The organism is Clostridioides sp. ES-S-0005-03 (genome assembly GCF_020658455.1).
Lineage (GTDB): Bacteria > Bacillota > Clostridia > Peptostreptococcales > Peptostreptococcaceae > Clostridioides.
Window position 1 is genome coordinate 103,216 of the sequence record NZ_JACVWI010000002.1, and the last position, 12,766, is coordinate 115,981.

General features: G+C 29.5%; 4 protein-coding genes and 1 riboswitch. All 4 genes read right to left on the bottom strand.

The features are described from left to right. Positions 1-284: 284 nt before the first annotated feature. On the bottom strand, positions 285-2,171 hold the full coding sequence (locus IC218_RS09645; protein ID WP_227824305.1) for a cell wall-binding repeat-containing protein: 1,887 nt from the start codon (positions 2,169-2,171) through the stop codon (positions 285-287). A 213-nt stretch (positions 2,172-2,384) separates the two neighbouring features. Next, positions 2,385-8,315, bottom strand: coding sequence for a M60 family metallopeptidase (locus tag IC218_RS09650; RefSeq protein WP_227824306.1), 5,931 nt, complete (start codon positions 8,313-8,315; stop codon positions 2,385-2,387). 122 nt (positions 8,316-8,437) lie between these two features. Continuing rightward, positions 8,438-8,523: riboswitch (cyclic di-GMP riboswitch) on the bottom strand. Positions 8,524-8,727: 204 nt separating this feature from the next. Next, a complete protein-coding gene (locus IC218_RS09655) occupies positions 8,728-10,131 on the bottom strand; it encodes a cell wall-binding protein Cwp9 (protein ID WP_227824307.1) in 1,404 nt (467 codons plus the stop codon). 502 nt (positions 10,132-10,633) lie between these two features. Further along, positions 10,634-12,523: a cell wall-binding protein Cwp8 gene (locus IC218_RS09660; RefSeq protein ID WP_227824308.1), complete on the bottom strand. Its 1,890-nt coding sequence runs from the start codon at positions 12,521-12,523 to the stop codon at positions 10,634-10,636. Positions 12,524-12,766 lie beyond the last annotated feature (243 nt).

Here is a 12,766-nt window from a genome sequence, read left to right on the forward strand (position 1 = left end):
ATATCTTATATAAATATATTACGTCTATATATTAATATTTTATTTAATTAAAAATTCAAAAACTATCTCTAGTTATATTTTAAATATTTGTAAGATATATTTCATTATTAAAAATAATTTACATCACTTTACAAATTAAATTTAATTCTACTTAAATTTTCACATATATTCCAGCATAATATTATTAAGATAATATAAATAAAAATAAGAATGCACTTAGACATATGATTTATATCTAAATACATTCTTATTTTAAGCTTACTTACTTATATTTACTTTGATATTTATTTTGATTCAATTAAACTCTTAATCTTATCTACTACAGATGAAGCTATTCCTCCACCCACTTCAAACAACTTAGATGAATTTTTATTTTTTAATGATGATTCTTGTGATTTATCTAACGTATTTGTAGCAAGTACAACTGGCGAATTATTTTTAGCTGCCAATGGACCAACTGCCAAAGCATCTATAAGTTTATCTTGATTAGCAACTACAACCCCATCCAATTTGGAATGAGAATAGAATTTATCTATTACTTTAGCATTTGTCTCTTGTCTATTTTGACCTGCAACTCTATTTTTTGATACATCTTTATTTGTTATTTTTCCAACTTGCTCAATAGCCTTGTTAGATATTTTTTCTACTCCACCAATAAAGTATACATTTGACACTTTGTTTGATTTAATAAATTGTTCTGCTTCATTATCTACACCATCTTTTTGTGTAAGTACTATTGGAGTTTTTTCCTTTCCAGCTAATGATGCTATTGATAATGAATCTGCTTCTCCATTTCCTGCTCCTATATACAACTTGCTTACATTATTTGTCTTATCAATTTCTTTTGCTATATTAATAGAAGTTTGATATCTTGTTTCTCCACCTATTCTTTGTACTGATATCTTTGAATTTATGCCTTTAATAGCTTCAACAACTGAATTTGGCATTGAGTTATTTCCACCTACTACAATTACTTTTGATGGATTTAATCTTTTTAGCTCTTCTATAGTTTTTTGAGGAAGTTTATCATTTGAAGATAAAAGAATTGGTGAATTTTTTACACTAGCAAGTGGTGTAGCAGTAAGCCCATCCACCATACTTCTGTCTTCTCCATTTACTATCACAACTGTATCTGACTTTGTCCATCCACTTTGAGATATTTTAACAGCAGTTTCAAATCTATCTGCACCTTTTAATTTTTTTACTGTAACATTAGATGTAGAGTCGCTTGAACTTCCTCCACTAGAAGAACTACTACCTCCAGATGAACCACCTGAATTATTATTTCCACCATTATTATTGTCATCAGAATTGTCTGGTGGTAATTCATCTGGTTTAGCTAACTCATTATCAACTACATACTCTAAACTTTTTGGAAGTGTAACTTCAACATACTTACTTATTGTAGCTTTTCTTCCTTTACTTGATTTTTGTGATAATCCAAGCTTTAATATTATATTTGAACCACTTTCTTCGGTTTCTTTACTAACAACAGAATAGTTTATTCTAATATTATTTAATAAATATTCAAGTGATTCACTTTTCTCAACCTTATATTTTTCAGGATCGTTTTTACTAGTTCCAGTTCCTCCTATTGGTTTTACTTCATTCTCATTGATAAGAGTAAAGTTTAAACTTTCACTAGAATCTATACTTTCATAATCAACGGTTTTATTGTTGTAAGTTACAATTTTTAAAGCTGGTTTGGAATTTTCCCCATTACCCAATATTTTATACTTAGCACTTGAATTACTTCCAGATTTTTTTACTGATATTCTTCCTATATTTAATGTATTTCCATCTAACAAATCTTCATTTGATGTAACATATATATCTAATGTTGTTGTATTACTTGCTTTATCATATGTTGAAACACAATTGGCATTTGCATTTCCACTTTTTATCTGAGCTTCTATATTATCAGACCACTTAATCTTTTGGCCTGGCTCATTATCTAGTACTTCAACCTCACCTTGTACTTTTATACTAGCTTGAAATGAATATACTATATTTTCTACTGAATCCACAGATATATCTATAGTATTTACTTTTTCATATGTCTTTGTTCCTTGTAACACTGGAGCAGCATATGCACATGTAGCACTACCAGTTACAGCTACTGCCATAGTTGACACTGCAATAGTTCTTATAAGAGATTTTCCTTTACTCATTAACACCCGTCCTTATCTACCATCAGCCAGATGGATAAAATCCTTTATCTATCTGGCTTTTATATTTAATTTATAAATTACCCTAAACTTATAGTTACATTATATATACTTTACTTTTAACATCTTACTCTTTTAAAACTTTTCTAGTACCTAATCCTACTAAATATCCACTATTGGCACTAGCATGTTTAGTTTTTTTTAGATTTCTATTACTTATTTATCTCTGACAATATTACCTTTTACTTTATTATTTATAGATATAACCTTCTTATTGCTAACATCAATAGTATTCTTTGTAGCTTTTCTCGCTTTACTATTACTATCAGTAAGACTTATCGTCTTTAACTCATCATAAGTTTTAGCTTCCACAGGAACATACATTGTATCACTTACAAATCTTTGACCTATTGGAGTATCTCCTTGAAGGTCATTATATCTATATAATTCTGCCTTAACTTTATCACTTAAAGAATCAAAGCTTTCTTTTGCCATATAGTAAACCCATGTACCTTTGCTTATTTCACCTAATTCACCTTTTTCTGGTACCTCTGCAAATAAAAGTGCTTCCCCAGAGATAGTTTTATTATTTTTATCTATAAGTAATGGTAAATTAAATGCTGGATTTCCACTGTATTCACCTGTAATTACTATTGAACCTGCTGGAATCTTAGCTGTTTCATCTTCACTCGTATTAGTATCATCCTTTTGATATACATAGTCTTCTGTTAATTTTCCAATTCCGTTAGTGCGAGTTTGGTCTACACTATTTACTGTTCCAATCTCTATATTGTCACCTGGAGGTCCTATTACATCAAGCTCTGCAACCTCTATATTAGACTTATTGTTTGATATTAGTTTTACATATCTAGCTTGGTATGTCCAAAGCTTACCATCTTTATTAAATGTAACTCTAGCTTCATTATCTTGGTCTTTTCCTCCACCAACTAAGTCTTGTCCGTATTCAAAAGTTCCTTGGCTAACATCTTCCCAATTCTTTTTATCATTACTTACTTGTATTTTGTAATTAGTTAAAGGATTGTATGTTGTACTAGTATCCTTTCTAAGGTTGAATAATCCTTTTAATGAGAACTTTCTAGCTTCAGTTTTTGGCTTTGTATATTTTAGCCCTACTATAGGTAATGTTTCCTTCATATCTACTATTATATATGGATTTTCTTCTACATTTATATCTGGGTCTTTTTGAGGGTCTTTGTTCCACTCAGCTTTACTTATTCTTTTTCCTTTATATGTAGTACTTGCATCATTATCCTTGATGTTATCAATCTCTGGATTTTGTAGTGGTCCATGTGAGTCATTTTCAGTTCTAACATCACCATCAGAAACAGTGTTTGTTATAAATGACCATGCTGATTTGTTTATTTTTCCTTCATCTGATAATTTTACAGTACCAATTTCAAACTCATCTGTTGGATTTAGATGATAATCGTATGCAACTACTTTATATGTAAATGCTCTATTATTAAGAGGAGATATATTATCAGTAAATTTAGCTTGACTATTTCCTTTTGCATCTACAAACCCTACTGTTCTATATTTTACTTGAGTTCCATTTTCACCATCTAAGTAGTTTCCATCACTTCTTATTATCTCGTATCCCAATATCTTGTCTTTGTCTTTGTCAACATCTAGGTCTATAGATATTTTATTAGATTTAACTAGAGAACCACTTTGTACTCCATCAACAAAACCAGCACTTACTTTAGTATCTTCTGCCATACTAGATATATTTTCATTTAAAATCTTTCTTCTAGCTTCATCATTTATATATTGTATCTTTCTAGACTCTTTTTCGTACTTTTTACCATCCATTATGCTGTTTAACTCTGGTGTAATTTCTACTCCCCATGCTTTAAAGTAATCTCTTAAATCTTTTTCAACAACACTTGATGCCATTGCTACTAACATTTGGTCTTTTGGTAAATTATTTATTGGGTCATCACTTGAAAGTGCTCTATATTTTCTTGAAATCTTAGCATAGAATGTGTCATTGCTTAAATCAGCATCTGAGTTATTCTTTAGCATTGAACCAGTAAAATCATTATCATAAGCTAAATGTAGTTGCCACAACATTCCAAGTCTCTCAAATACATTACTTGGTATACCTACACTGTTTGAAGTTACATGTTCATATATCTTGTCCATTGTTGAACCTTCAAGTCTTGAATGTGTCTTATCATCAAATGTTTGAGCAAGTAAAGCAAGTACATTGTTACTAGTTTCGCTATATGTCATCTTCCCAATGTCTGTAACATGTCCTATCTCATGACCTATTCCCCATCCAAACAAACTTCCTCCTGTAGCTTTTCCAGTAGCATCTATTTGGAAAGGTACTCCATTCATAAGTCCTGGAACTGAACCGTATTCTACTCCTACATGTAAACCAGAAGCATACATAAATGCTCCAATAAACATTCTTTGATATTTTATATTCATACGAGATTTAGGAGCCATATCATTTTTAGTTATGTCAAATTCATTATCATCTACAGTTCCATTTCCATCTAAATCTTGTGTCTTAAATACTCCTCTTTCTGAGTATATTAAGTCCATTATTTGTTCCCATGCAAGCATACTATTGTATAATCTATCTACTTGTGTATTTAAATCAGAATTTCCACTTGATATTCCTTGGTATACAGCTGTTGCAGGAACATTTAACGTAACTTTATCACTTTCAATATCTGTAGTGTTTAATACACCTGTTGTTTCTGAATATCCATATGAATTGCCAATATTCGTTCCTGGATAATATGGCTCTCCCTTTATATCATTCTTATATTTAGCTAATTCTTCTATATAGGTTCTTATCTTTTTCTTAGATGCAGAAACTCCTTCAGGGCTCTTATCATTTATCATTCCATTTAAGTTAAGATGTGGTATCTTAGTAGCTCCTGCTACACGTACTTTTATATCTCCACCACTTGGAGCATCATAAGGGTATCTTATATACAAGCTTCCTCCACATTCTACATCTAGACTATGAAGCTTACTTAACTGAATTACATTTTTACCAGTGTTAAGATTTATTTCTCCACTCTTATATGCACCCGACTCTCCATAGTATTGTGTATATATTAACTTAGGAGTTCTACCACTTTTACTTCCAACATATACTGTGATTTCATCTCCAGCTCTAGCAGCTACACCCAATGCTTGCCAGTCATTTCCCATACCTAAATTATTGGACTTAACAGTATAGTTTCCACTCTTATCTTTATACTTTCCTGAAACATTTATATCTTGATTTACAGTTGTTACATCAGCAAGTGTAGCTCTATCATTATATAAGTCTTGAGCTAATTTTAATTCTCTATCAATAATTGTCTTGTATGGATGATATTCCCCACTCACTTTATCAGGAGTACTAATTCTATCTTTTAATTCTGTTATTTTTTCTTGAGTTACATCTTCTTTTAATTCAACTTGTAAGTCATCTACAAATAGATTTCTTACATCTTTTTCTATACTGTCATATTCATAGAATTTAAGTTCTGATATATTAGACTTATATGAATAAGAAGAACAAACACTTACTTGTATCTTAGTAGCATTTATTGGTTCCTTTAATCTTACCATTACATATATATTATTATTTACAGGGTCTGTTTTTGTTTCAAAGGGTACATCTCCTAAATTATGTACTTGACCATTTTCATCCCAGTATTTTATTTCAAAGTCATTGATTGTCTTATCAGAAACATCAAAACGAGGGGTAGCCATAAAAGTATCCATCGTATAAGCTTTATCAAAAGTTATGATTGGACCTCTATTCGTTCCCTCAGCAGCATTATATTTTGGGAATGTCCAATGTGTTGTAAAATCTCCATCTACTATATTAAATTTATTAAATGGATTTTTGTCACTATATTCACTTTTATCATATCCAGCTGGATAAGTAACATCTACTATATGATTTGTTGGTATCCCAAAACCTGCATCTAACTTAGGAGTATTAATTAGTCTATAGTTAGGTGTTGTTGGAGCATCAACACTCTCAGTTGTTCCTATATATGTTTTAGACATTCCACTCGTACCTAAATGGTTCGTAGCTGTCATTCTAACTTCATATGTTGTATTATCCTTAAGCCCCTCTATTTTTAAACTTGTTCCACGAATAAGTTTGTCATTATATTTTATCCAAGAACCATTAGAACTTTTTTCTCTATAATATAAATCAAAGTCTTTAGCTTGCTTATGATTTTTCCAGCTTACATCAAGAGCCTTAAATCTACCTTTGACATTTATACCTTCTGGTGGTTCTGGTTTTGTATCTGGAACAACTTGAAATTCTATTATACTGTCTGGACTAAATTGTATAGGCTTATAGTTTGAGTCTACATTTTCTGGGACTCCATCTAAGTTTTCTGCTGTTGCCTCTTTATATCCACTAGCCCAATCTCCATTTAAAGACTGTATGCTCACTCTATATAATCCATATGCTTGTATATCTCTTACATCTATAGTGTTTTTACTCGTTTGTAATTTTTTAGTCGATAGTACTTTTCCTTTACTGTCAATTGTATCTAATATAAGTTCATATGCAGATACATTTACTTCATTATTCCAATAAAAAGATACTTTTTCGTTTCCAACAGCAGTACTAGTCGATATTTTATTGATTTTAGGTATATTCATATCTGGTTTTGGTATTTCTTTATAAACATTATTTAAAAATTCAACTTTAGATATTTCTGCAAGATTTCTATCATTTGCTGTCGTAGCTGTTATTTTTATTGTTATCTTTTTTACTGCTACTTGTTTACCAAGATTTATTACTATATCACTATTTTGAACTTCTGCATATGTTTCTACTGCTGACCTACCATATGTAGATGTTGTAGAATTATCATCTTTGCTGATATTGTCTTCTTGTTTTGATGTATCTTTGTCTGAATCAGACTTATCTGTTGATGAATTTTCTTTATCGTTGTTTTCTTTATCAGTTGTATTTGAATCTTCTTTATCATTTTTTTCTTCTTGATTATTGTCTAAATTATTGTCAGACTGCTCTATATTTTCATCTTTATTATTTGTTTCTTCTTGCTCATTATTTACTTCCTCTTGCTTCTGCTCTTCTTTTAAAGTTTCTACATATTCTTTATTTTCATAAGGAACCTGTTGAACATTACCATCTTTATCTGTAACTTCAACTATTCCTTTTGCTGGAGCATTCCCTTCAGGTGCTTTTATATTTATGACTTCCATATCAAGTGCTTCTAATAAAGCTATATCCATTACTGCTGGTTTTTCTTCTGATATCTTATCATCTGCATTTGCTGGAGATATTTTAACTCCACTATTATCTCCACTGAATAAATCCTCTACAGTACCTTGAATATTTGTATCACTGTTTTTTTCTAATGTTACTTTACTTGTATCTACTATAGGATTGGTAGATACTATACTCTCTAGGCTTTTTTCATCTTCACTTTGCCCTAAATTTTTCTGAACATAGTCTAAGTCAGCAATATCTACCTTTCCATCTCTATTTAAATCATATTCACTTTTATTTGAGTTTATATTTTTCAATACATCCTCATAATCCTTCTTATCAACTTTGCCATCATTATTCACATCGCCCATCAAGAATAGTTCATAGTTTAGAGGTTTATTTTTATCATCAACACTTGCTCTATTACTTAACAAAACTCTTTGTGAATAACTTGATATATCAATGTCCTTAATTTCCTTACTCTTGAATCCTCCTCCAGAGACTTCTACATTGTATTTTCCAACAGGTAAATTATTAAATACAATATTATAATATGATATATTTTCATCTTTATTTTTTATTTCACTTCTACTTGCAGATAGTTTTTTTATAGTATACTCTATGTTATCTGCCCCAATATTTAATGTTCCTGAATCTTTTTCTCCAAGCTTTATTATTCCACTGTTATTACTATCATCTTTTAATTCCAATTGTGTATTAGTTATACTTTCTGATTCATTATTTTTTATTGGAAGTGAAAAATTTAAATCTACTTCAAGATTCCCCTTTAACTTCTCTGTAACTGATTTTTCAACTGCCCTTAACTTCCCCTCTAAGATAGGTTCTGCAAAAACGTTTAGTGGTGCACTACACATTGATACTGCTAGTACACAAGATATTGCTTTTTTCATGAAACAACAATCCTCCCTCAATAAATTTCTAATTTCTCATGAATTTAAATACTATAGTTTCAGACAATAAAAAAAGACACTCAAAGAGAATCTTAATTATAAAATAAAAAGACTTTACTCTTTTTAGCAACTGGCTGATATGGCTTTAAAAGCTTTAACCCCTATAGTTTTGCGTCATTAAGTTTCCCTAATTTTGCCATTTAATTTTCACTACTTTCTTACCCATTTTATACCATATTTAAACTTTTTGATACAATTTTTTCACTAAATTTTAAAAAAAATAACATTTATATTATTGTATTAATATAAATGTTATTTTCCATTATAATTTTATTATTTATATATTATTTTCTCACAGCTATCATTTTGTGTGTAGTTACATTTTGTAAGATACCTAAATCATAACAAATATTTATTCTTTATATCTTCCATAAAACTCATGTGTTGCGTATATAGTCTTATCCCCCGTTATGGCTATTCCAAATCCCATTATTTCATATCCTTTATGTAGCATATTGGTACCTTCTTCAGGATTTGTCTTCCACTCATTGAAAATAAAATTTCCTATATCATCTGCATCTCTATTTGTATAAACGGGTTTATCTGGAATTTTATATTTAATTATATTTTCACCTTGAACTGCAACATATCCAGATTTAATCTCACTCCAATCTAAGTACTTTAGAAAAGTAGAGTATGAGTTTTTCCCATTTATTGTGTGAGATAAAGTCTTCTTATTTGCCATTAAATTAGACCAATCATTTGCTAATCCCTCTAATCTACTTGCTACAGATAACTCTTTTACTCCGTTTTCTTTTCTATATTGTCTTATATGAGCATACACTTTTCCCTTTATTCTGTCCTTAAATGCTCTATCATTTAGATTATAATATAGTCCTTGTTGATTTGGAGAAGCTTGATTTATACACTGTTTGATTACATTCTGATTTATCCCTCCAAGTACTGTAAGTTTATCTGCTCCACTTAAAATACTCTTATTGCTACCATTTTCTACTAATACTACAGGAGCATTTTTTGCTATTGTAGAAGCAACTAATGCATCCGTTAATTGTAGACCCTTGCTTAAGTAAAACTCTTTACTGTTTTTATAAAACTCTTGTATAACTCTCTTGTTGGTGTCAAACCTATCTGTTCCACCTAACCTAACAGAATTTGTACTTTTGACCAATTCATCACTTATTATTTCACTAGTACCAAGTGCATAACTCTTTAATCCTGTAGTATCAAATCCTACACTATTTCCATCTGTAAGTATTATAGGTACTCCATCTCTTGCAGCTACTGGTGATGCACTTATTGCATCTGCTTCTCCTGTGACTCCATTAGCTATAATTACTTTATCAATAGGTTTGATTTCTTTAATTTGCTCAGCTATTTTTACGCTCGTATCAAATCTATTTTCACCAAATATTCTTTGTACAACCTTCTTTTTAGAAAGTAATTGATTTTCAATATTTTTACTTATTGTCGATTCTGAACCTATTATATACACAGTATTTGCTTTGTTCAGTCTTTCCATAGTAGTACTTGGAATTTGATTTTGTTTTGTCATTAAAATAGGCGCATTTAAAGCTCCAGCTAAACCACTTGCACTAAGACCATCTGCCAAGCTATTATCTGAATTAATTAGTATTGCTGTATTATAGCTTTGTTTATCTGCTATTTTTGCTGCTGTTTCATACCTGTCATTACCTTTTATTTGTTCAACGGATGTCAACGCATTTACTATAGGAGTATTTACCATTACTAAAGATAGTGTAAGTCCTATAGCTAATATCTTTTTACTATTCTTCATATTATTATTTACCCCCAATATATTTTTCGTATTTTTTATCAATAATTTTATCCATTCTCAATAAAAAGTTACAGTTTTGTTACCATATTTTATATATAATACCATAGTTATCCATATAACTCAAATACTATAATTAAAGTCTTTATTCTCCGTAAATTCAAAACATTATAACTTATTTTATTTAATTAAGTAATAAATTCAAAATAATATATGTTAATAAGATGTTTAATCATTATAAACAATATCATTTATAATAATTTTTTTATAATATGAATTTTACAGTATTATAATCAAAAAATAAAAAAACAAGGTATCTCAAATTAAATCTAAATGAGATACCTTATTGTTATTCTTTACTGTTATTCTTTTTATTTCATTATTTGTATATATTTTATATTGTAGACATCATATCTTATCTAAGCATCTTGTATAAATGTACATTATAGACATTCTATATTATCTAAACAAACTTATAATATCAATTTTTATATACTATTAGTTCTTATTTAAATAAGTTTATTTTTTCTGCTATTTTCTCAATAGCATTTTTAGCTATTCCTTCACCTATTTGTACTAACTTAGTAGCATTTTTAAGTCTTAACTCAACTACTTCTTCCTGTGACTTAGAAAGTTCTTCTGTAGTTAATACTATTGGTGCTTTTGAACTAGCTGCAAGTGGTGCTGCTGTAAGTGCATCAACTAATTGTCCATTTCCACCTACATAACCGTCTTTTGCAACATATGCTTTAGTTGCTCCTGCATAGTACTTGTTGATTACTTTAGCATTAGTATCTTTTCTGTTTTCTCCAGCTAGTCTTTCAACTTTGTTGTTTAAATCTATTTCCACTAATTTATCTTCAACTTCTTTTGATACAGAATTCTCTCCACCAACAATTTCTAATTCTTTTCCTTTTAATAATTTTTCAGCACTTGCATCTAACTCGTTACCTGTAACTATTATTGGAGCTCCAAATTGAGCAGCTCTAGCAGATATACTCATAGCATCTGCTTCTCCATTTCCACCTACTACAAATGCAGTTTTAAATGTATCTTTTAATTGTTTTGCTATTTCTAAAGAAGTTTCAAATCTATCATCTCCAGAAACTCTCTCAACTTTACTTACACCCAATTTAGAAAGTTTTTCTTCAGTTTCTTTTGATATTTTAGATTCTCCACCTACTATATATATTTTCTTAGAAGATAAGTTACTTCCAAGTACTCTTAATATCTCAGCTTCTATTTCTGATGGTAATGAATCTTTTTTAGATAATAATATTGGTGCATTTTTTTGAGATGCAAGTGGTGCTGATGCTAATCCATCCACTATAGCATCTTCTCCAACTAAAATTATTGAATCTGCTTCTCCATCTTTGAATCTTTCCTTACTAACTTCTACTGCTGTTGTAAATCTTGAATCTCCAGATAAAACTTCTACTTTTAATTCTTTTCCGTCTTTTACATCAGTTAGTACTTTGTGTAAATCTCTAACTAATTTATGGTTTTTACTTGATACACTTATTGTTTCTGGCTTTTCATTTGTCTTACTTAAAACCATATCAAAGCTTGACTTTTCTGGCTTATCTTTGTCATCACTATTTTCTTGTTCTTGAGTAAGTATTGCTTCATTCTCAAATGTTAAAGTATATCCATTTTTAACTTTATTAACTATTTCTCTACCTAATGTAGTTAATCTAACTCCATCAAATAAATCTTCTGCTGATATGTCTTGTAAATCTGCATTTTTAACTGTTATTGTATGTAATTCTTTTGATTCTATATCGCTGTAACGCTTTTCATAGCCTTCAAAAGTACCTTCTTCTGATGTTACTGGTTTTGCAAAGTCTAAATGTTGGTCTCCTACATTTACTGTTATTGTATTTTTTGAATCTTTTGCTCTTTTTACTTCAACTGTACTAGTAGACTTTATAGTTGCTGTTAACTTGCTATCAGAATCTTCTGCTAAAGTTGCATTGAAAGCATTAACTGCATCTACTATTTCTTGAGCTGTTTTGTAGTTTTCAATTTTATAGTCAACTACTTTTCCACCTATAGTTTGATGGCCTTTATCTTGTATAGTAACTTTTAAACTTTGTCCTTCTACTAATGAGTTTATCTTGTTTTGTAATTGAGTTGCATTAGTTAAGTTTACATTATCTACTTTTATATCATAAACTCTATCATTTACATTTGCTCCTGCTTTTGTCTCTTCAAACTTAATCTCTAATGCTTTTCTAACCTCTTCGATTAGTTTAGTAGAATCTTTTGCACTTACTGTGTAATTTTTATCAACATTTTCTGACACAGTGTTGTCTGCGAATATTGGTGCTGCTGCACTCATAACTGTAGCTCCTGCCATTACTATTGCCATACTTCTCTTTTTGTTACTTAACATATTTATGTCCTCCGAATATTGTATTTAATTTTTTATATTCGTATTTCCCACATATAGATAATATTATATATAATATTATTTATCAATACATTTTATAAGTTTACATAATTTACTAATGCATATATTAGAAATATAAGAATAAAAAGTTAGATTTTGAATATATAAAAAATTAAACACTAACAAGTCAAACCTTATTTTTTATAAACATATTAAACATTTTATATGGAGACAAAAAATAAAAAA